Raw genomic sequence first — 21,270 nt, 5'->3', positions numbered from 1 at the left:
ACACACATATTGGTATGGATATGAAGACGATTATCAGAACAGCTTTAGTACTCATCCTGACCTACACGTTGGGAATCGCTGGCGCAATGGCACAGCGAACGGTTACTGGTACGGTATATATTGATGGTAAACCCGCTGCAGGTGTTACTGTTACTGCCAACCGTACAAACGATTCATTTTTTACAAGTTTTGACGGCAAATACAAACTGCAGATAAGTGACAAGACCAAATATCTGAAATTCAGTTATCCTGCCGGCGAAGAAAAACTGGACATCGAAGGAAACAATAAAGATGTCATCAACATGTACATCGGTAAGAAGCCGGACAAAACAGAAGAAAATGAAGCCGGAGTTGACCTTCGTACCCAGTCACAGCTGATTAAAGCCAAGGACAAAGATTACATGAGTAGCTACTCATTGTATGACCAGTTCTATCAGATGAAAGACTATAAATCGGCTCTGAAGCCATGGGAACATATTTACAAGAAGTATCCGAAATCATCTGTCAATGTCTACATTGTAGGTATTAAGATGTACGAGGATATGCTTTCCAAGGCCTCCGATTCAGAAAAACCGGCTTTGCTTGACAAGTTGCTGTCTATCTACGACAAGCGAATGAAATACTTCGATGACAAAGGATTCCTGTTGGGACGTAAAGCCACTACATACCTGAAATACAAACTCGAGCACGCAGATCAACTAACAGACGATCAATTGAATGAAATCTACAAAACAGGTTACGATTGGTTGCAACAGTCATTGGAGCTGCAGGGTAATAAAACAGAAGCAGCGGTGCTGGTTCAGTTGATGCAAGGTACTTCCGTTCTTTTCAAAACCGGTGAATTCCAATCGGATAAAGTGATGGAGGTATATGATAAAACGTTGGCTGTAGCCAATGCAAATCTCGCTAAAGACCCCAACGACAAGGCATACCAGATAGCTGCGGATAATATTAATACCATCTTCGAAAACTCAGGTGCTGCCGATTGCGAAACCCTGATCAAGCTGTATACGCCGAAATTCGAGAAAAATCCGAATGATGTTGACATGCTGCGCAAGATGCTGTATTTGTTGAACAGTGAAAACTGTACCGACAGCAAGCTTTACGAAAATGCAGCCGATAAGCTTTACCAACTGGAGCCGTCTGCACAGTCTGCATTCTCAATGGCACGTTTGTACATCAAAACAGAGGACTTTGCCAAAGCCATAAAGTATTACAAAGAGGCTATCTCGCTGGAAAAAGATGCGAAACAAAAAGCACTTGACCTGTACGAACTGGGTACTGTTGAGCTGAGCCAGAAACAATACCAGGCTGCACGGAATGATGCTCGCGAAGCAATCAAACTGGAGCCGAACAATGGTAAACCTTACCTGTTGATGGGAAGCATTTATGCAGCTTCAGCAAAAACTTTCAGCGATAAGGATTTCGAAAAAGCAATGGTATTTGTATTGGCTGTTGATTACTTCGAAAAAGCAAAAGCGGTAGACCCGTCAGTTGCAGTTGAAGCCAATAAGAATATCAACATTTACAAACAATATTTCCCAAATAAGGAGAATGCTTTCTTCCAGGGATACAATGCCGGAGATACTTACAAAGTAGGAGGCTGGATTAATGAAACAACAAAAGTACGACTCCGTTAATACTACGGCATATAAATTTAAAATACTGATTAAGTCAAGCATTGCTGCCCTTTCATTAGGAGCAGCAATGCTTCTTTTGTCTTGTCAGTCTAAGGTTGAAGCTGACCTCCCGTCAAAACTGATCGAGCAGGAGGAATTACCGACAGTTGATGCCAACAATTTCGAGATGACTTACACTGACTCGGGCGTGGTGCGTTACCGACTGACAACCCCGCGTTTGCTTCAGTACGACAATAAAAAAGAACCTTACACCGAATTTCCTGACGGCTTTCATATTGTTGAGTTCGATAAGAACGAGAAGATTACTTCCGGCATTTCCGCCAACTACGGCAAACACTTCGAGAAAGAGCAAAAATGGGTGGCTATTGGTAATGTGGTGGCAGTGAATGCTGATGGGGATACGTTGAAGACCGAAAAACTGACTTGGTTGCAAAAGGAAAAACGTATCTTCTCGGATAAATATGTGCGCATCATCCGGAGCGATCAGGTAATTACCGGCATCGGTCTCGAGTCGGATGAAAATTTAAAAAACTGGAAAATTCTTCAACCGAAAGGAACCCTTTACGTAAACGAAGATCAATAATTGCTGAACCTGCCAAACATGAACGTTTTTCTAATCATATTTGGAACACTTGCCGCTTCCGCCTTTTTTTCCGGGATGGAAATGGCATTTGTATCTTCCGATAAACTACGCCTTGAGTTAGAAAAAAACAGGAACTTTTTAAACAGCAGGTTACTCACTCTGTACACCCGGAAACCAGGGCATTACATCGCAACAATGCTTCTTGGCAACAACGTGGCGCTGGTTGTTTATGGTATCGCATTTGCCAAAATGCTGGACCCCATCGTCACTCCCATTGTTACCAACGACACGCTTTCGCTAATCACTCAGACACTCCTCTCGACCCTCGTTATTCTCTTTGTGGCGGAATTTCTGCCTAAAACGCTTTTTCGTTTAAAACCGAACCTTGCCCTGAATATTTTCGCCATCCCGGTAGGTATTTTTTACCTCCTCTTCTATCCGATCACCTGGTTCACCATGGAAATATCCAGGTTGCTGCTCAGGAAAGTATTCAAAACAGAAATTGTACAAGAGCAGGAGCAATTGGTATTTGGCCGGGTCGATCTGAATAAATTCATCGGCGAAAGCGAAGCTTCGGCAGGGGAAGTTTCCGAAACGGTTGAAAATGAAATCAAGCTATTCAAAAATGCACTCGATTTTTCGAAAGTAAAATTAAGAGAATGCCTTGTGCCACGACCTGAAATTGAAGCAGTAGAAGTTGATACCCCCATGGATGATCTGCGCCAGCGTTTCATCGAAACAGGTTTTTCCAAAATCATTGTTTTCAACGAAAGCATCGATAACATCATCGGCTACTTCCATTCATCGGACCTCTTTCATAATCAGGAAAACATTAAAACTTCTCTCCGAAAGGTCATTTTTGTACCCGAAACCATGGAAGCCAGCAAGCTGTTAACAAAATTTCTGCATGAGCACAAAAGTCTGGCCGTCGTGGTTGACGAGTTTGGAGGAACCGCCGGCATCGTCACCACCGAAGATATTTTGGAAGAAATTTTTGGAGAAATTGAAGATGAGCACGATACGGTAGAGTTGGTCGAGCGCAAGATTGACGACAAGCATTATATTTTTTCGGGACGAATGAAAATCGATCAGATCAACGAAAAATATTTCCTGGGTCTACCGGTTGACGACAACTACGAAACCATTGCCGGATACATTCTTCATCAGTACGGAAGTATTCCCACTATGAATACCATTATAGACATCGACAAATTTCAGTTTAAAGTATTAAGAGGATCCAAGACGAGAATTGAACTCATTGAACTGAAAATATTGGATAACACGTAATTTTGATTCCATCAAAAGCGATGGGTACTCTAAAATTATTATCTTCGTAGCCCAAAGAATTAAACAAAAGATTTAAATAAATAACCTGAACATTAATGGCAACATTACAGAAAATTAGGAACCAGGCTGGTGTTCTGGTTGCAGTAATTATTGGTTTGGCTCTGTTGGCGTTCATTCTGGGCGATATGCTTCGTTCCGGACGTTCGCTTTTGCGGGGAAAACAGATGGAAATTGCTGAGATTGCCGGAAAAAGTATCGACTACAAAGAGTTCCAGCAGAAACTTGACGAACTGACCGAGATTTACAAGATGAATTCGGGAACGAATTCTGTTGATCAAAAAACGTTGGAGCAGCTTCGTGAGCAAACCTGGCAAAACATGGTCCGTCATTACGTGATGACCGGTATTTATAAAGACCTGGGAATTGGTGTAAGTTCTGATGAACTTTTCGATATGGTTCAGGGAAACAACATTAGTCCCATTGTTCAACAGCTTTTCCGCGATCCGCAGACCGGTCAGGTAAACCGTTCGGCTGTCCTTCAATTCCTGAAACATCTGGAAACGAATGGAACGGCACAACAGAAAGCGTATTGGCTGTTTATGGAAAAACAAATTGTTTCGCAACGCGAATTCACCAAGTACAACGATTTGGTATCGAAGGGACTTTATGTTACCACCGGAGAAGCGAAGCAAGATGTAGCCAACAAAAATCATCAGGTTGACATCAATTTTATTGCAAAAACATACGCATCCGTACCCGATAGTGCTATCACTGTATCCGATGCTGCAATGCAGACCTACTACAACAATCATCAGGAACTGTACAAGCAGGATGCTGCGCGCCGGATCGAATATGTAGTTTTCCCGGTAGAACCTTCGGAAGCTGATAAGACAAGTACTCACCAGTGGATTGAGAAAATCAAAAGTGAGTTTGCCAGTGCCAACGATGATGTGGCATTTGTCAATGTCAATTCCGATGTTCCGTTCGATGATTCCTTTTACAAGAAAGATGAATTGTCGCCTGAACTGGGTGATTTCGCTTTCAGCGGAAAAGTAGGTGATATCTACGGTCCGTATAAAGAGGGCGAAACCTGGAAACTGACCAAAATCGAGAAATTTGAAAATCTTCCCGATTCAGTCAGAGCACGTCATATTCTGATTCGCGTTACCAGTCAGGCTGACGCGCCTAAAGCACAGGCTTTGGCCGACAGTTTGAAAACATTGATTCAGAAAGGTGCCAACTTCGCTACACTGGCAGAGAAATACTCACAGGACCCGGGGTCTGCTAACAATGGCGGTGACCTTGGTTGGTTCCGTCGTGGAACAATGGTGAAAGCATTTAATGATGCAGCTTTCTCAGCCAAAGTGAATGAAGTAAAAGAGGTAAAAACGCAGTATGGTATTCACCTGCTTCAGGTTACCAAACGCGGAAAAACAGCTCCAAACGTTCAGTTGGCCACCATCAGTCGTAAGATTGAGCCAAGTAGCCAGACTTACCAGAATGTTTACTCCACGGCTTCGAAATTCGCTGGAGAGAACCAAACAGAAGATGCGTTTAACAAGGCTGTTGCCAAAGAAGGACTGGATAAACGATATGCAACTATCAAAGAGGACCAGCAAAACATCAATGGCCTCAAAGATGCCCGTATCCTGATTCGCTCTGCGTTTAACAATTCGGACGTTGGTAAACTTGTTGTCAGCTACGAAGGAACACCAATCTTCGAACTGGGCGACAATTTTGTTATCGCTGTAGTTACCGGAATCCAGGAAAAAGGTATCGCTCCTTTCTCAGCTGTAAAAGACCGTGTTGAACTCGCCGTAAGGAAGCAGATGAAAGGTGACTACATCGCTAAGCAAATGGAAGGCAAATCCAACCTGGTAGCGTTAGCAGCTGCATTAAATGTGAACGAGAAACAGGCTCAGAACCTGACCTTCAATTCATATTCAGTTCCGGGTGCCGGTGTTGAACCTGCAGTCATCGGAGCAGCTACCACACTTGGTCTGCACAAAGTTTCGAATCCAATTAAAGGTAACAACGGCGTGTATATGCTGGAAGTGACCAATATTAAGCAGGGTACGGATACTGACGTTGCCGGAGACAAAGCTCAGATGATGATGACTCAGAGCTACCAGGCAAATACACAGGCTTTCGAAACACTGAAGAAAGAATCTGACATCGTTGACAAACGGTCGAAATTCTATTAATGAGATTTCTTCCGGACAACCGGAAAAAAGAGATATAAAAGAAAACCCCGCAATCACTTGCGGGGTTTTCTTTTTATCAACTCCGGGATAAAAAAGCTGCGAAACTACGATTCCCAGAGGAAAGAAAGGTATGGTTAATAAAACAGACGATGGCTGACAATCATCAGGAAAGCAGACTTTTCACTTTAGTCGCAATATCTTTTCCTTCAGCACGTCCAGCCAGCTTCGCATTCGCAGCTCCCATAACTTTTCCCATGTCTTTCATCGATTCAGCACCAAGTTCAGCGATAATTTCCTTCACAGCAGCCGTCAATTCCTCATCGCTCATCTTCGACGGAAGATAAGCTTCAAACACTTTCACCTGCTCCATTTCCTGGTCATACAGGTCTTGCCGATTCTGTCCTTTGTAGATTTCGGCAGAATCTTTTCCCTGCTTAGCCAACTTGGCAATGGCTTTCAAAGCAACATCATCCGACAGTTCTTCCTGTCCTGCTTTTGCAGTTTTGGCTTCAAGGAGTACTTTTTTTATGTTCCGCAAAGCTTCCAGCTTCGCCTTCTCGCGGGCAAGCATAGCCGCCTTGATATCGGCATTGATTTGATCGAACAAACTCATGATTATTGGGTATTAATGCGTTAATTAATCAGCTTTGTCATGTAAGAAAGAGTTGTTTCGCCGCAGCTTGGGCCCTTCATCTTTATTATCCGAAAGCGAAAACCGGGAAACCTCGGCCGCCTTTCTCTTCTTCTCATTCTCCAGGCGCATCATTCGGCGCACATAGGCAGGCTCGTTACTTATCTTGTCAATCTCATCATCAGAAAGCGTAGAAAAATCGACCTGCATTACTTGCTTACGTTGCTCCTCGACACGGCTGTTTCCGGGCTTTTTTTCCTTCTGAGAAGGTCCATATAACGGCGCGAACTCATCTTCCGGTTCACCTTCAAAAACCGGGGTGCTTGATTTCTTCAAATCCTTATCATCATCCGACAATCCTACCTGACCAGTAATATTGGTAGGTACTTTTTCCTTTTCGTCCCGCAAGGAAACTTTTTCAGCTGGTTCTTTCTTATCAGTCCTCAACTCAGGAATCGAGCTCGTTTTAAATCCGGTAGCAATCACCGTCACCGAAATAGAATCTTCCAACGATGGTTCGATAGCTACACCATAAATCAAATCAGCTGAATTCCCGGCTTTTTCCTGCACATATTCGTTGATCAGGTTCATCTCGTCCATCGTCACCTCTTGCTTGTCGCCGGAAGTAATATTCACCAGAATATTGCGTGCGCCCCTAATGTCATTATTATTCAGCAACGGCGAATTCAAAGCTCCCTGAGCCGCTCTTAAAGCTCTCTCTTCTCCGGTTGCCCGGAATGACCCCATTACGGCAACACCCGACTCTTTCATCACCGTTTTTACATCTTCGAAGTCCACATTGATAAAACCGTGATACGTGATAATTTCAGCAATTCCTTTGGCGGCAATGGCCAACACATCATCGGCTTTGGAGAAGGCTTTCGAAATAGGAAAATCACCATACATCTCACGGATTCGCTCGTTGTTAATGACCAGCAACGAATCTACATTGCCTTCCATTTCCCGAATGCCTTTTATGGCCTGCTCAATACGTCTTCTCCCCTCATTGCGGAAAGGAATCGTCACAATACCAACCGTCAGTAAATTCAGCTTCCGGGCCGCTTCGGCAATTACCGGAGCCGCACCGGTACCTGTACCTCCGCCCATTCCGGCGGTAATGAAGACCATTTTGGTACCATGGGAAAGAATCTCTTCCACCTCTTTTATATTCTCCCGGGCAGCTTCACGCCCGACATCGGGTTTATTTCCCGCACCACGTCCTTCGGTCAGCGAAGCACCCAGTTGTACCTGTGTGGGTACCGGACTGCTACCTAATGCTTGTGCATCGGTATTACAAACGGCAAAATCTACATCTTTTATCCCTTCCCGGAACATGTGGTTGACCGCATTTCCACCGCCTCCTCCAACACCTATTACCTTAATGATGCAATTCTGCTTCTCCGGCAATTCAAAATTCATCAGTTCGGCCATATCTCACTCTTTTAGTTTAATTCTACCCAATTCAAATATTATTCATCCATTTCCATATCGTTGTCACTGAAGAACGTGTTGAACTGCTTGACAAACCAATTGGTTATGGGCTCTGCTGTCACTTCTTCCTTCTCTTTTTTGCTGCGATGCTTTTTCTCCTCGCTCTTTTTCCGCTGATTCTTCTTCTGGTAAGAAGGTCTCTGCGGTTCTTCCCGAAAATCATTTTCTACCTGAAGATCATCTTCATCGAGGTAGCTCTTCTGCCGCGACGCCGGTTCATAGATTTTCTCTTCAGTCTCTATATGCTTCTCTTCGATAAGCGGAAGTTTCATCTCCTCTCTGGTGGATTCATTTTTTGCATCCTGCAACGAAACTTTTGTCGGTTCCTGTTCCGGAGCCATCCGACGATTCGGATTGGTTTGGAAACCGGTAGCAATCAGTGTCACACAAATCTTGGAACCCAGTTTTTCATCACGACCATTACCCCAGATAATATTGGCGTCATCACCAGCAGCATCCTGCAGGTAATCGATAATCTGTCCAATCTCACCCATCAGGATTTCCTCGTCCCCGGAAGTAATATTCAGTAGTATATTTTCCGTTCCGTAAATGTCATTGCTATCCAGAAGCGGAGAAATCAGTGCTTCCTTCACCGCGCGCATGGCCCGATCTTCGCCATCGGCAATCCCCGACCCCATGATGAAAACACCACTGCCGCGCATCACGGTATTCACATCGGCAAAGTCAATGTTGATATTACCGTGAAGGGTGATAATCTCAGCGCAACCTTTCACGGCTGTCGCCAGAATATTGTCCGCCTGGGCAAAAGCCTTAGATGCTGGTAGATCACCATAAATTTTATGCAGATTCTCATTGCTGATCACCAACAAGCTGTCGACAAATTTCTTCAGCTTGTTCACCCCGGCCATCGCCTGATCGAAACGCCGCTTTCCCTCTTTTTCCGATGGAAGCGTCACGACCGCAATCGTCAGAATATCCATTTCGCGGGCCAGCTGAGCTATTACCGGGGCAGCACCTGTTCCGGTTCCGCCGCCCATCCCGGCAGTAATAAACACCATCCGGGTATTGTTCGCCAGCACCTTCCGGATATCAGCCAGGTTTTCGATGGCGGCCTGCTCACCTTGTTCGGGCTTGTTACCAGCACCTCGGCCCTCGGTCAGCGAGACTCCCAGCTGAACCTTTACGGGAACAGGACTATTCTCCAGCGCCTGCGCATCGGTGTTACAAATGATGAAATCGACGCCGCTGATTCCATTCCGGTACATGTAGTTCAGCGCGTTTCCACCGCCTCCACCAACACCTATGACCTTAATAATGGAATCCTGGTTATGCTTAAAACCAAAATTGAGCAGATCTTCTTCTGATGACATACCGTATTGCTTTTGGTTGTTTTACCTCGTAGTCTAGTTCATTTCCATATCTTCATCCGAGATCAGGTTTCCGAGACCATCCCGGGCTTTTTCAAACAGATTGTTGAAGACGCCTTTAAAGCTGCCTCCATTCTGTTTGTGTTGCTGACGATGGTTAGTCGGTCTTTCCTCTTCTTCGTCTTCATGAATAACCATCGCATCGACGTTGCGCATTCCTTCACGCTTTTTCAATCCCTTCACCAACAAGCCAAGTATATTAGCCGCTTCCGGGCCATTGACCTGTTCAGCAAAAAGCAGTTCTTTCATCGGAATCACCGGACGTCCAAAACGAACATCCAGACCGGTTTTAAAGCTGATGAGCTTCTCCATATCGGCCATTCCAGCACCACCTCCGGTTATCACGATTCCTGCCCCAAGCTTATGCATCAGGCCCGTTGACTCAATCTGATAACTAATGCCTTCCAGAATCTCTTCCATCCGGGCCTGAATGATATGAGAAAGATTCTTGAAACTCACTTCTTTGGCGGGCCACCCGTCCGATTCGGGAATCTGAACCACTTTATTGTCGGGTGCCAGCTCTGCCAGTGCTCGTCCAAACTGTACCTTTAAAAGCTCAGCGTGCCGGGCAATAATGTTACATCCCTCCTTGATATCGCGGGTAACCACAGCGCCACCAAAAGGCAGTTCTGCGGCCAGTCGGAGTCTGTTCTCATAGTATACTGAAACGCCGGTCGTTCCGGCACCAAAATCGACTAAAACAACACCGGCTTCTTTCTCGTCTTCGGTGAGATAAGCCTCTCCCTGCACAAAAGGATTGACAAATACACCGGCCAGCTCGAAACCAGCTTTTTCAGCACAACGGCGAAGATTGATGCGGTAAGAATCTGGAGCCAGAATCAGGTTGAACATGGCATCAATGCGATTACCGGCCATCCCAACAGGCTGCTGAATTCCCATTTCTCCGTCAACAATGAATTCCTGGGGAACTACATGAAATATTTTCTCTCCCGGCTGAAGGGAGTAACGGCCCACTTCTTCGTACAACGATGACACCAGCTCACGGGTTACTTCACCGTCCTTATCAATCATCCGGTAGCCGCTGGCCGACCGGGTACGAATTTTCTGTCCCGACAAACCGGCATAAATGCTGCGAACTTTCAGTTTCAATCCGCGACAAGCCACATCCACCGCTTCCCGTATTGATTGTCCGGCTTCTTCAATATTCACCACAACGCCATTTCTGACACCGCGGGTATCCGTACTTCCATAGCCAACGACCTCCAGTTTCCGATCAATGGTATAGCGACCAATGATGGCAGTCGTTTTCGCAGTACCTATATCTACTGCAGCGGTCATTTCTTTCATTGAACTCATAGGAAGTTATTTTTTTGTGCACACTATCTGATTTCTGTATTTGAGGTTAATGGTTTTGTATTTCGACCATCCTCCATGTCGAAAACCTTCAGTATATAGCGCCTTCAGATTCCTGAACTTAATCCGGCAATCATCGGCTTTTCCAAATTCAATTCGTTGCTCACCAATTCGTGGGATCAGGGTTAAATCACGGTCATCATCCACATAAATCTGGTCAATCTGAGCTTTCAGAAAATCATCCGAATCGATATACGACACCAACGGAACCAAGGTCTCTTTGGCAAATTTCCGGGTAACCGAACCGCCCACCAGGATAACCCTTGCCGTATATTTTGGCGTCCAGTTCATCACGTTTCCTTCTTTGTCCATATAGTAATCCAGACCACTGGTAAACACTCTGAAAATAGGGCGACGCTGCTCGATATGAACAACCAGCGATCCGCCTTTGTCTCCTGTATTGCTCGACAATGTCGTATATACCTGGGCCTTGCCGATGGCCTGCAATTTCTCCAAACCATCTTCAATCGTTCGCGTGTTGATGGAATCGAGCCGTTTACCAAAAACCCCGTTATATTTCTTTTGAATCCACTTCTCCACATCATCGTTGTCGATGAACCGGTACTGAGCCGAATCACTCACATCGACCACCAGCCCGACACAACGCGTCTGCTTGTATTTTCGTGCGGAAAACCCCAGCGAAAACACAATGAGCACAATAGCCGCTCCCCACAGAATGATATGCAGAAACTTCTTAAACATCTTCTTTCTTCTTCAATACCTCCACAATCGGTTCTACCCACTGGTCGATATCGCCGGCGCCCAGCGTCAGCAAAACATCTGTGTCGAGCTTTTCAACTACTTCGGGTAAATCCTCTTTGTGGCAAAGCATTTTATCTTTTACGGTTACTTTTTCCAGTATTAATCCCGAATCCACGCCGGGAATCGGTTCTTCCCTTGAAGGATATATATCCAACAGAATCAATTCGTCCAGCAAACTCAAACTTGCGGCGAAGTCTTCTGCCAAATCCCGTGTCCGGGAATAGAGGTGTGGCTGAAAAATGCCCGTTACCTTCCTATCGGGAAACATATCCTGAACCGAATGAATCGTCGCCTCCAGCTCTTTCGGATGATGCGCGTAATCGTCTATGTATACCACCTTCTTTCCGCGAAAACGAATATCGAAACGACGAACAACACCCACATAGCTGGCTAACGCTTCCCGAATTTCATCACCGGTCACACCGGAAAGCAAAGCCAATCCGCAAGCGGCCACCGCGTTCTCCACATTCATCAGTCCCGGGTAAGCCAGTCGCAAATCGGCAAATTCACCGAAAGGTGTCACCAAATCAAAATGATAGGCTCCGTCTTCCACCCGGATATTCGTCCCATAAAAATCGGCTTTCCCTTTAATGGAATACGTGTAGAACTTAGCCTCCTCATTCCAGGTGGTCTCTACCGGAAGTCCCTTTTTGTACAATACCTCGCCGCCTTTGTTCACCTGCCCGACAAAACTTTTGAACGCATCGAGCAGATGCGAAAAGTCACCGTAGATATCCAGGTGATCCGGATCGATTGAGGTAATCACTGCCCTTTGCGGGAACAACCGTAAAAAGGACCGATCGAACTCATCAGCTTCAGCGACCACCACATTGGTTTCCTTTTCGGGAAGGATGAGGTTGGTATGGTAATTCCTCGAAATTCCTCCCATAAAGGATGTACAACCAACTGTTGACTGATGCAGCAAATGAGCCGTCATGGTTGTCACCGATGTTTTGCCATGTGTTCCGCTTACCGCGATACACTGACTCTCGGCGGCAATGATGCCTAACACCTGAGAACGTTTGTATATCGCCGTTCCGGTTTTTCGGAAGAACTGTAACTCGATGTTTGACTCCGGGATGGCCGGCGTATAAATCACCAGCGTATTATCCAATGCGTTAAATGGTGGTACATATTTCAAGTCGGCCTCGTAGTGAACGTAAATTCCCTCCTCTTCCAACTCGCGGGTCAGCTCCGTTTCGGTGCGGTCGTAACCTTCCACGCGCATTCCGTGAAAACGGAAATAGCGCGCCAGGGCACTCATCCCGATGCCGCCGATACCCAGCAGATAAACCCTATGTACCTTCTCCAGATTCATGACTCTCTTTTTTCGAGCAATTCAGCAATAACCTCTACAATATCGCGGGTCGCATTGGGCAAAGCCATTTTTGTACTGTTCGCTGCCAGTTTCTCCAACTGGAGCTTATCAGTGATCAACTTCAAAGCCTCAGGAACCAGCTTCTCTTTTGCTTCGCTGTCTTTGACCAATACGGCCGCTTCTTTTTCTACCAACGCCATGGCGTTTCGGGTCTGGTGATCCTCTGCCACGTTAGGCGACGGAACCAGAATGGATGGTTTGCCTACCAGACAAAGTTCAGATATCGTTCCCGCTCCGGCCCGTGAGATGACCAAATCGGCCACAGCATAAGCCAAATCCATTCGTGGAATGAATTCCATCAGGTGAATGTGGCCGGGAAGTTTTCCTTCCAGCTTTTCGCTGATGGTTTTATAATAGAATTTCCCGGTTTGCCAGATCACCTGAATACCGGAATCTTTCAATGCATCAAACTGCGCCAGCAAACTGTCGTTGATGGAACGGGCTCCCAAACTTCCACCGACAATCAACAGAACCGGTTTGTTTTCTTCCAACTGGAAAAATTTCCGCGCCTCCTCAATATTCTTCTGCCCTTCAAGCAGGTTGCTTCGTATCGGATTTCCGGTGAAAACAATCTTCCCGGCCGGGAAGAAGCGCTCCATTTTATCGTAAGCCACACAAATCTTATCGACTTTCTTCGCCAGAATTTTGTTGGTCACACCCGCAAAAGAATTCTGTTCCTGGATAACCGTTGGCAATCCTTTGTTAGTAGCAACCCTGAGCACCGGGCCGCTGGCATAACCACCTACTCCGACGACACAATCAGGGCGAAAAGAAGTAACGATTTTACGGGCTTTCATCATCGAACGAAGCAACTTGAACGGAAACGACAGGTTCCGCCAAATTTCGCCGCGGTGAAAACCTGCTACAGGCAATCCTTCAATAGCATAACCAGCCGCCGGAACTTTCTCCATCTCCATCTTATGTTCTGCGCCAACGAACAAAATCTCACAATCCGGATACTGTTGCTTCAGACCGTCGGCAATGGAAATAGCCGGAAAAATATGACCTCCGGTTCCGCCTCCACTAATGATGAATTTGTATGTTTTCATTTTCTTCTGATTCAAAAAACTTATTCCCGACAGAAAACAGTTAAATCGTTTCTTCTTTCAACTGCACATCCTCATCGGGCAAATCTTCCGTCGAGTGGAACTTGTGCTCAATCTCCTCACGACGTTCTTTGTTATTTTGGGAGCTTACGCTCAGCAATAGTCCAAAAGCAATGGCCGTAAACAGCTGTGATGTTCCTCCCCAGCTTATCCAAGGCAACGGCTGTCCGGTTACGGGCAAAATCCCCACCGACACCCCCATATTGATCATGGCCTGCATAAACAGCAGCACTGTTATTCCGGTAGCCAGAAAAGCCGGGAACGTCCGGTTACTCTTCTTCAGCAAAATTCCTCCCCTCGTCAGCAACATGATGTAAAACAACAGAATGACTCCTCCACCAAACATTCCATATTCCTCAATAATAATGGAATAAACAAAGTCGTTATAGGCCGCACTCATAAAGTTACTCACCGTGCTATTCCCGGTACCTACACCACCAAAACCACCACGATGAATGGCAATTTTTGCAAAGTCTGCCTGCGTCAATCCCTTTTCCGACCGTTTATCGCCATGTATGTACCGTTCAATACGAGCACGCACTGTTTTGATACGTCCTGACCGACCTCCATCGGGAAGGTGAGGAGCGATGAAATACAGGATGGCCACCAAAGCAACTCCGGCCATAGCAAGCAGTATCATGTACTTGAAAGGCACCCGCCCAACAAACATCATGATGACCACTGTTGTAAAAATCAAGCCGGCAGTTGAAAAGTCTGCCACGGCAATCGGGGCACAAATGGCAGCTGCCCCCAACAATGTTTTGCCAAAGGCTTTTTTCAGGCTCTCCTTGCTGGTCTGGTTGTTCGCCAGAATACGGGACACCCAGATAACCAGCGCCACTTTCGCCAACTCAGCTGGCTGGAAAGTGATAAATCCAAGTGGCAAAGTACGCCCTGTTCCACCACTGGCCCGGCCAAAAACCAATCCCATAATGATGAAAAAGAACGCTGTTAGCATACCTAAATTCGCAGTCCGATTGTAAAACTTAATGGGAATGATATTGACCATTACCAGGATAATTCCAAATCCCAGCAAGTGCATCAATGTCTGGCGAATCAGGTAGTGGGCAGTGTTTCCGCCCGCCACACGAAAAGCCAGTGCCCCCGTTGAGCTGTAGATAATCAGCATGGAAGCAATGGAGAGTGCTACCAGCACTGCCCAGATGATGTTATCGCCTTTGAAATATTTCCGGTAAACGCCAAATCCCATCTTTCAATCCGGTTAAAGGTTTCGTACGGCCTGTTTGAACATCTGGCCGCGTTCTTCATAATTCTGAAACAGGTCGAAACTGGCACAAGCCGGAGACAACAACACTGTGTCGCCTTCGCCAGCCAGGAAATATGCATTCCGAACCGCTTCTTCCATGCTATCCGTGTCGATAACGTCTTTTACCATACCGCTGAATGCATCGACAATTTTCCGGTTGTCTTTTCCGAGGCAAACAATGGCTTTTACTTTGGCCTTGACCAAATCGTAGAGCATCGAATAATCGTTGCCTTTATCAACTCCGCCAACAATCCATACGACCTGCGTATTCATGCTTTCCAGCGCATACCAGGTTGAGTTGATGTTGGTGGCCTTCGAATCGTTGATGAATTCGATACCATGTACCCTGATGAAGCGTTCGAGCCGGTGTTCCACTCCCTGAAAGTCGGTGAGACACTGGCGAATCTTCTCTTTTCGTAACCGGAAAACGACTCCCGACAAACCTGCCGCCATAGAGTTGTACATGTTGTGTTTTCCTTGTAAAGCCAAATCGAATATGGACATTGCGAATGAATTATGATTAATGCTAACTTTTAGTTCGTTGTCTTCAATCCAGGCCCCGAAGGCCAATTTATTTTGAATGGAAAATGGAATCATCTGTGCGTGAATATCCCGATCCTCAATCTCGGAAGTGATGTTCTCATCATCGGCACAATAGATGAAATAGTCCTCCGGCCGCTGGTTTTGCAAAATGCGGAACTTCGAATTCACGTAATTCTGCATGTTATAATCGTAACGGTCCAGATGATCGGGAGTGATGTTCAGCAGAATCGCCACATCGGCCCGGAATTCATACATTCCGTCGAGCTGAAAGCTGGAAAGCTCAATCACGTACAGGTCGAATTCTTCTTCAGCGACCTGCCATGCAAAGCTTTTTCCCATATTTCCGGCAACCCCAACATTCAATCCTGCCCTTTTCATCATATCGTAAATGAGCAGGGTAGTCGTTGTTTTCCCGTTGCTTCCGGTAATACAGATGGTTTTTGCCTGCGTATACCTTCCGGCGAATTCAATTTCTGAAATGACCGGAACCCCTTTTTCCATTAGCTTTTGCACTAACGGTACCTTTTCGGGAATACCCGGACTTTTCATCACCAAATCGGCCGACAGGATTTCAGTCTCAGTATGCTGCTTTTCCTCCCACCGGATTCCATTCTCGTAAAGAACGCTTTTGTATTTATTTTTTATCGTTCCGCTATCCGAAACGAACACGTCAAATCCTTTCTTCTGACCGAGAATTGCAGAACCAATCCCGCTCTCGCCTGCGCCTAATATGACCAGTTTTTTTGGGGTCATGATTAACGCATTTTCAATGTTGCCACGGTCAGTACAGCCAGTAAAATCCCGATAATCCAGAACCGCGTAACGATTTTGGCTTCAGGAATGCCTTTTTTCTGATAATGATGATGAAGCGGCGACATCAGGAACACCCTGCGCCCTTCACCGTATTTCCGTTTCGTATGCTTGAAATATGCTACCTGGATCATTACCGACAGGTTCTCGACCAAGAAAACACCGCACAACAGCGGGATCAGAATTTCCTTCCGGACGATGATGGCGAACACGGCCAGAATTCCTCCCATGGCCAGACTTCCTGTATCGCCCATGAAAACCTGCGCCGGGAAAGAGTTATACCACAAAAATCCGATAGCCGCACCGATGAAGGCTGCCATAAAAACGGTCAGCTCACCAACCTGTGGTATATACATAATATTCAAGTAATCGGCATATATCAGGTTACCACTGAGGTAGGCAAACACCCCAAGCGTTGTACCGCTTATCGCTGAAGTCCCCGTCGCGAGACCATCCAGACCATCGGTAAGATTGGCCCCGTTCGACACAGCAGTTATAATAAAAATGATGACCAGGGCATAAACGAGCCAGCCCCACTCGGAAGCTTTGTTGCCCATGAACCAAACCAGCCATTTGTAGTTGAATTCGTGATTCTTCACAAACGGTATGGTAGTTTTAGTCGATTTCACATCGCGGGTTACCTGGCTGACCTGTTGTTCACCCGTCATACTGTTCACCAGAATTTCTGTTTTTACCTTTCCATCAGGATTCATTACCCGCTCTCGGATGACCACGTCCTTGCTGAAATAGAGCGTAGCTGCTACAATTAATCCCAGTGAAACCTGTCCCAGAATCTTAAATTTGCCGGCAAGGCCTTCTTTATCTTTCAGAAAGACTTTGATATAATCATCTACAAAACCGATGAAGCCAAGCCACACGGTTGTGATAATCATCAACAGAATGTACACGTTGTCAAGCTTGGCGAACAAAAGCACCGGCACCAACAACGACGAAAGGATAATAATTCCACCCATGGTCGGTGTTCCCCGTTTTTGCAATTGTCCCTCGAGACCCAGGTCGCGAATCTCCTCGCCAATTTGCTGGCGCTGCAGAATGCGGATGATTTTCTTTCCCACGAAAGTGGAAAACAACAGGGCGGTGATGATCGCCAGGGCCGACCGGAACGAAAGATACTCGAACATCCCCGCACCCGGGAAATTCAACGATTCAAGATATTTAAACAGGTAATAGAGCATATTAAATTAGTTTTGTCCGGTTACACCGAATATTTCCCGAATAACTTCACGATCATCAAAATGGTGTTTCACTCCTTTAATTTCCTGGTACGTTTCGTGTCCTTTACCAGCCACCAGGATAATATCGCCGGGCCGCGCCATCATGGCCGCTGTGCGAATCGCCTCTTTCCGATTCGATATCGCCAACACTTTGTTTCGTTGATGTGCCTCCACACCGGTCATCATATCGGCAATAATTACCTCCGGATCTTCCGAACGCGGATTGTCGGCCGTCAGAATTACACGGTCGCTGGCAGAAGCTGCTTCCTGGGCCATCTCGGGCCGCTTCGTCTTGTCGCGATTCCCACCGGCTCCTACTACCGTGAAAAGCGTTTCATTCCGGGTACGAATTTCATTGATCGACGACAGCACATTCTTCAAGGCATCCGGCGTGTGCGCATAATCGACGATAGCGAAAACACCCAGCGGAGAACGAATAATTTCAAATCGACCATCCACTGGTTTCAGCAAACTCATTTGCTGCAATACCTCGTCTTTTCCCGCTCCCAGCGAAACAGCCGTTCCATATACAGCCAGCAAATTCATTGCATTGAAGTTGCCGATAAAATGCGACCAAACTTCCGTTCCGTCTACACTCAACAACATACCATCGAAATGACTTTCGAGTACCTTCACCCGAAAATCAGCGAGCGAACGCATGGAATAGGTTAGTTTCTGTGCATCCGTATTCTGAAGCATCACCATTCCATTCTTATCGTCAGAGTTGGTCAACGCGAATGCTTCTTTACTCAGTCCATCGAAAAACATTTTCTTAGCATTCCGGTATTCAATGAATGTTTTGTGATAGTCCAGATGATCATGCGTCAGATTTGTGAAGATGCCCCCATCGAACTGAATACCAGCAATGCGTTGCTGATGAATAGCGTGCGAACTCACCTCCATGAAGCAATAACTGCATCCGGCTTCCACCATCTCGGCCATCAGCTCGTGAATCTGAACAGGATCGGGCGTTGTATGCGTCGATGGTCGCTTTTCATCCCCCACATAATTGCAGATGGTCGAAAGCAAACCCGTTTTGTAACCGAGCATTCCGAAAAGCTGATACAACAATGTCGCGATGGTGGTTTTCCCATTTGTCCCGGTTACGCCTACCACCTTCATTTGCGCCGATGGTTCTCCATAAAAACGAGAAGCAACTTTACCCAACACCCTGGCAGAATTTTCACATTGAATCCATGCCACATCCGGATTCTGCTTCTCCGGCAAACGCTCACAAATAATAGCTACCGCTCCATCAGCGATGGCATTCTCGATAAACTGATGGCCATCCACCTGCGTTCCGGGTACGGCAACAAACAAAAATCCCGGTTCCACTTTACGTGAATCGAAAGCAACTCCGGCAACCGGAATATCCGTGAATCCGGAAACTTCCAGCCCGCTTAACCCCGATAATATTTCGTTTAAATTCTTCATTTATTCTCCTAATCTTAATCTCACCGACTGCCCGGTTTGGTATTTCGTTCCAGCCGGTATTGACTGCGTCAGCACTTTACCACGCCCGGAAACAGAAACACGCAGTCCCCGGTTTTCCAAAATGTAAACAGCATCCGAAGCACCCATGCCTGTTACCTTGGGCATCACGCCCGGAACAACCTTCAACGGATTCAGCTCCACATCATGGTTGGTGGTATCCATTTCGGCCCATTCGCTACTACCGTGAAACCAGCCGTGTAGCAAATCGGCATCATCCAGCACCTCTTCCAAATCTTTTCGTTTACCCGAAACTTCTCCGGGATAATCCTGTTTTCCGGCGAAATCCGAAATATCCAAATCATCGTGCATCCGCAGGTCGCTGGCGTACACGTTGTCCGAGATTTCGCGGAAAACCGGGCCGGCTACCGAGCCACCGTAATAAGCGCCTTTCGGACCATTGATAACCACAATACACGAGTACCGCGGTTTATCAGCCGGAAAATATCCCACGAATGACGCCTGGTAAATCCGTCCCGAAGCATGGAAGTATCCTTCGCTTTGGTTTGCCACCTGGGCTGTACCTGTTTTTCCCGCAATTTCGTACGCCGGTGTATTCAACGATTTGGCCGTTCCCCGCACCACGACGCCGCGCAACATATCGTGCACCTTATTAAGCGTTTCGGAAGAACAGATTTTCGGATTCATCACCTTCGTTTTAAATTCCTTGACCTCACGTCCGTTTCTCTCGATTGCCTGCACCAACCGTGGCTCGACCATCCGTCCGTTATTGGCAACGGCATTATAAAAAGTCAGCATCTGCAACGGCGTCAATTTCAGCTCATACCCAAACGACATCCAGGCCAGTGTAACTCCCGACCAGCCATTGCCGCCACCGGGATACTTGATGAACGGCTTCGCCTCTCCTTTAATCCCCAAATCGACCGGCTGATTCAATCCAAAACTATAAATCCGGTCAACGAAATCGCGTTCGTGACCGGCATAAGCCTTGGTAATGATTTTGGCGACCCCAACATTCGACGACAGCTCGAAGACCTGCTTCATAGTAATCTTTCCATGTCCACCATGCCGCCAGTCACTGTCGTACACTGTACGATCCTTATATTTCCACACACCGTTTCCGGTGTCCACTATCGTCGATGTATCGACTTTTCCATCTTCCAGCGCCGCCATCAGCGAGACCAACTTGAAAGTCGAGCCCGGCTCAGCATTTCCGGAGTTACCGATGGCATAATTTTGATAGCCTTCAACCAAATCGCCATTGTCATCTCGTCCGTAATTTGCAATCGCCTTAATATCGCCGGTTTTGACATCCATCAGGACAGCCGTTCCATATTTTGCCCTACTATCAACCATCTCTTTCTTCAGGGCATGCATCACCATATCCTGAAAATTGACATTGATGGTTGTTATCAGGTTGTAACCGTCCTGCGGATCTTCCTTGCTCACGTACAACCATCTTCCCGACAAGTTCCGTTTCAGTGCAAGGCCGTCTTCGCCTTTCAGGTAGCTTTCGTACGCTTCTTCCAGTCCGTAGTAGCCAACGCTTCCGTGGGTTCCGCCATACACCGTACTACTCATTCGTCCCAGCGTTCTAGTAGCCATATTCCCAAAAGGGTAAACCCGAAGATTTTCCTGCTCGGCGATTAGGCCACCCCGGTTTCGTCCGCGACGGAAAATGGGGAACTTTTCAATTTTTTGCAGCTCCAGGTAATTCACTTTTCGTGGATTGATCAGATGATAGCGGGCTCCCTGACGATAAGCTGAGCGCAATTCGTGCCGGTAAGCTGCTTCCGATTTATCCTTGAAAAAGTGGGCCAGGCAATAAGCCAATGAATCAACCTTCGCGTTGAAGACCTCTTTCACACCCGGCGCGGCTAAATCCATTCGCAACTCATAATAAGGAACCGATGTAGCCAGTGGCCTCCCGTCGTCGGCACAAATATCACCTCGCCGGGCCGGGATTGTCACCTCTTTTACGTCAAGCCGCTCACCTTTCTGATCCCAGCTTTTATCCTGCTGAATAATAAAAATATTGCCCATCAGAAGGAGGGCAAAAATTATTGCAGCCACGTAAAACAGGCTAAATCGGGTTAGTATGGTTTTCCGGATTTCCATC

General features: G+C 46.5%; 16 protein-coding genes. 4 read left to right on the top strand and 12 right to left on the bottom strand.

From position 1 onward, the window contains the following. Positions 1–20 precede the first annotated feature (20 nt). The 4 genes from AC060N_RS01910 (at position 21) to AC060N_RS01895 (ending at position 5,714) form a co-directional block, all read left to right on the top strand. Positions 21–1,640, top strand: a complete 1,620-nt coding sequence (locus tag AC060N_RS01910) for a hypothetical protein (RefSeq protein WP_479525645.1) — start codon at positions 21–23, stop codon at positions 1,638–1,640. Then, entirely contained in the window at positions 1,612–2,223 is a 612-nt protein-coding gene (gene lptC / locus AC060N_RS01905; protein WP_106541346.1) for an LPS export ABC transporter periplasmic protein LptC, read from the top strand. Before AC060N_RS01910 ends, lptC begins: the two co-directional genes overlap by 29 nt. A gap of 18 nt (positions 2,224–2,241) precedes the next feature. Next, positions 2,242–3,510: a hemolysin family protein gene (locus AC060N_RS01900; protein WP_479525644.1), complete on the top strand. Its 1,269-nt coding sequence runs from the start codon at positions 2,242–2,244 to the stop codon at positions 3,508–3,510. 95 nt (positions 3,511–3,605) lie between these two features. Then, a complete protein-coding gene (locus tag AC060N_RS01895) occupies positions 3,606–5,714 on the top strand; it encodes a peptidylprolyl isomerase (RefSeq protein WP_479525643.1) in 2,109 nt (702 codons plus the stop codon). Between the two features lie 163 nt (positions 5,715–5,877). Here AC060N_RS01895 and AC060N_RS01890 read toward each other — a convergent pair whose 3' ends face one another. The 12 genes from AC060N_RS01890 to AC060N_RS01835 are packed head-to-tail and all read right to left on the bottom strand — an operon-like array spanning position 5,878 to position 21,269. Further along, a complete protein-coding gene (locus AC060N_RS01890; RefSeq protein WP_479525642.1) occupies positions 5,878–6,327 on the bottom strand; it encodes a GatB/YqeY domain-containing protein in 450 nt (149 codons plus the stop codon). A 24-nt stretch (positions 6,328–6,351) separates the two neighbouring features. Further along, positions 6,352–7,776, bottom strand: coding sequence for a cell division protein FtsZ (gene ftsZ / locus AC060N_RS01885; protein WP_463230252.1), 1,425 nt, complete (start codon positions 7,774–7,776; stop codon positions 6,352–6,354). 38 nt (positions 7,777–7,814) lie between these two features. Continuing rightward, the gene (gene ftsZ, locus AC060N_RS01880; protein ID WP_479525641.1) at positions 7,815–9,167 is read right to left on the bottom strand and encodes a cell division protein FtsZ; all 1,353 of its coding nucleotides are present in this window, start codon (positions 9,165–9,167) and stop codon (positions 7,815–7,817) included. Positions 9,168–9,200: 33 nt separating this feature from the next. Next, positions 9,201–10,541 carry a cell division protein FtsA gene (gene ftsA / locus AC060N_RS01875; protein ID WP_153641119.1) on the bottom strand — a complete coding sequence of 447 codons (1,341 nt, stop codon included), beginning with the start codon at positions 10,539–10,541 and terminating at the stop codon, positions 9,201–9,203. 6 nt (positions 10,542–10,547) lie between these two features. After that, entirely contained in the window at positions 10,548–11,300 is a 753-nt protein-coding gene (locus AC060N_RS01870) for a cell division protein FtsQ/DivIB (RefSeq protein WP_479525640.1), read from the bottom strand. Continuing rightward, entirely contained in the window at positions 11,293–12,678 is a 1,386-nt protein-coding gene (gene murC, locus AC060N_RS01865; protein WP_479525639.1) for a UDP-N-acetylmuramate--L-alanine ligase, read from the bottom strand. Before murC ends, AC060N_RS01870 begins: the two co-directional genes overlap by 8 nt. Further along, positions 12,675–13,787: an undecaprenyldiphospho-muramoylpentapeptide beta-N-acetylglucosaminyltransferase gene (gene murG / locus AC060N_RS01860; RefSeq protein WP_479525638.1), complete on the bottom strand. Its 1,113-nt coding sequence runs from the start codon at positions 13,785–13,787 to the stop codon at positions 12,675–12,677. Before murG ends, murC begins: the two co-directional genes overlap by 4 nt. A 40-nt stretch (positions 13,788–13,827) precedes the next feature. Then, positions 13,828–15,054 (bottom strand): FtsW/RodA/SpoVE family cell cycle protein, encoded by a 1,227-nt coding sequence (locus AC060N_RS01855; protein WP_479525637.1) that lies wholly within the window; start codon positions 15,052–15,054, stop codon positions 13,828–13,830. A 12-nt stretch (positions 15,055–15,066) separates the two neighbouring features. Beyond that, the gene (gene murD, locus AC060N_RS01850; RefSeq protein WP_479525636.1) at positions 15,067–16,407 is read right to left on the bottom strand and encodes a UDP-N-acetylmuramoyl-L-alanine--D-glutamate ligase; all 1,341 of its coding nucleotides are present in this window, start codon (positions 16,405–16,407) and stop codon (positions 15,067–15,069) included. A gap of 2 nt (positions 16,408–16,409) precedes the next feature. After that, a complete protein-coding gene (gene mraY / locus AC060N_RS01845) occupies positions 16,410–17,660 on the bottom strand; it encodes a phospho-N-acetylmuramoyl-pentapeptide-transferase (protein ID WP_106541336.1) in 1,251 nt (416 codons plus the stop codon). Between the two features lie 6 nt (positions 17,661–17,666). Then, on the bottom strand, positions 17,667–19,133 hold the full coding sequence (locus tag AC060N_RS01840; RefSeq protein WP_479525635.1) for a UDP-N-acetylmuramoyl-L-alanyl-D-glutamate--2,6-diaminopimelate ligase: 1,467 nt from the start codon (positions 19,131–19,133) through the stop codon (positions 17,667–17,669). After that, entirely contained in the window at positions 19,134–21,269 is a 2,136-nt protein-coding gene (locus tag AC060N_RS01835) for a penicillin-binding protein (RefSeq protein ID WP_479525634.1), read from the bottom strand. Between the last annotated feature and the right edge of the window lies 1 nt (position 21,270).

It is taken from the genome of Prolixibacter sp. DSM 2831 (assembly GCF_056493735.1).
This window is presented reverse-complemented; position numbering and strand designations above follow the sequence as displayed.

What these genes read in the sequence shown, in the direction of transcription:
- AC060N_RS01900 (WP_479525644.1), top strand. Translation starts at nt 2,242, where the DNA reads ATGAACGTTTTTCTAATCATATTTGGAACACTTGCCGCTTCCGCCTTT.
- lptC (WP_106541346.1), top strand. Translation starts at nt 1,612, where the DNA reads ATGAAACAACAAAAGTACGACTCCGTTAATACTACGGCATATAAATTT.
- AC060N_RS01835 (WP_479525634.1), bottom strand. Translation starts at nt 21,269, where the DNA reads ATGGAAATCCGGAAAACCATACTAACCCGATTTAGCCTGTTTTACGTG.
- AC060N_RS01890 (WP_479525642.1), bottom strand. Translation starts at nt 6,327, where the DNA reads ATGAGTTTGTTCGATCAAATCAATGCCGATATCAAGGCGGCTATGCTT.
- ftsZ (WP_479525641.1), bottom strand. Translation starts at nt 9,167, where the DNA reads ATGTCATCAGAAGAAGATCTGCTCAATTTTGGTTTTAAGCATAACCAG.
- AC060N_RS01870 (WP_479525640.1), bottom strand. Translation starts at nt 11,300, where the DNA reads ATGTTTAAGAAGTTTCTGCATATCATTCTGTGGGGAGCGGCTATTGTG.
- murG (WP_479525638.1), bottom strand. Translation starts at nt 13,787, where the DNA reads ATGAAAACATACAAATTCATCATTAGTGGAGGCGGAACCGGAGGTCAT.
- ftsA (WP_153641119.1), bottom strand. Translation starts at nt 10,541, where the DNA reads ATGAGTTCAATGAAAGAAATGACCGCTGCAGTAGATATAGGTACTGCG.
- murD (WP_479525636.1), bottom strand. Translation starts at nt 16,407, where the DNA reads ATGACCCCAAAAAAACTGGTCATATTAGGCGCAGGCGAGAGCGGGATT.
- ftsZ (WP_463230252.1), bottom strand. Translation starts at nt 7,776, where the DNA reads ATGGCCGAACTGATGAATTTTGAATTGCCGGAGAAGCAGAATTGCATC.
- AC060N_RS01895 (WP_479525643.1), top strand. Translation starts at nt 3,606, where the DNA reads ATGGCAACATTACAGAAAATTAGGAACCAGGCTGGTGTTCTGGTTGCA.
- murC (WP_479525639.1), bottom strand. Translation starts at nt 12,678, where the DNA reads ATGAATCTGGAGAAGGTACATAGGGTTTATCTGCTGGGTATCGGCGGC.
- AC060N_RS01910 (WP_479525645.1), top strand. Translation starts at nt 21, where the DNA reads ATGAAGACGATTATCAGAACAGCTTTAGTACTCATCCTGACCTACACG.
- mraY (WP_106541336.1), bottom strand. Translation starts at nt 17,660, where the DNA reads ATGCTCTATTACCTGTTTAAATATCTTGAATCGTTGAATTTCCCGGGT.
- AC060N_RS01855 (WP_479525637.1), bottom strand. Translation starts at nt 15,054, where the DNA reads ATGGGATTTGGCGTTTACCGGAAATATTTCAAAGGCGATAACATCATC.
- AC060N_RS01840 (WP_479525635.1), bottom strand. Translation starts at nt 19,133, where the DNA reads ATGAAGAATTTAAACGAAATATTATCGGGGTTAAGCGGGCTGGAAGTT.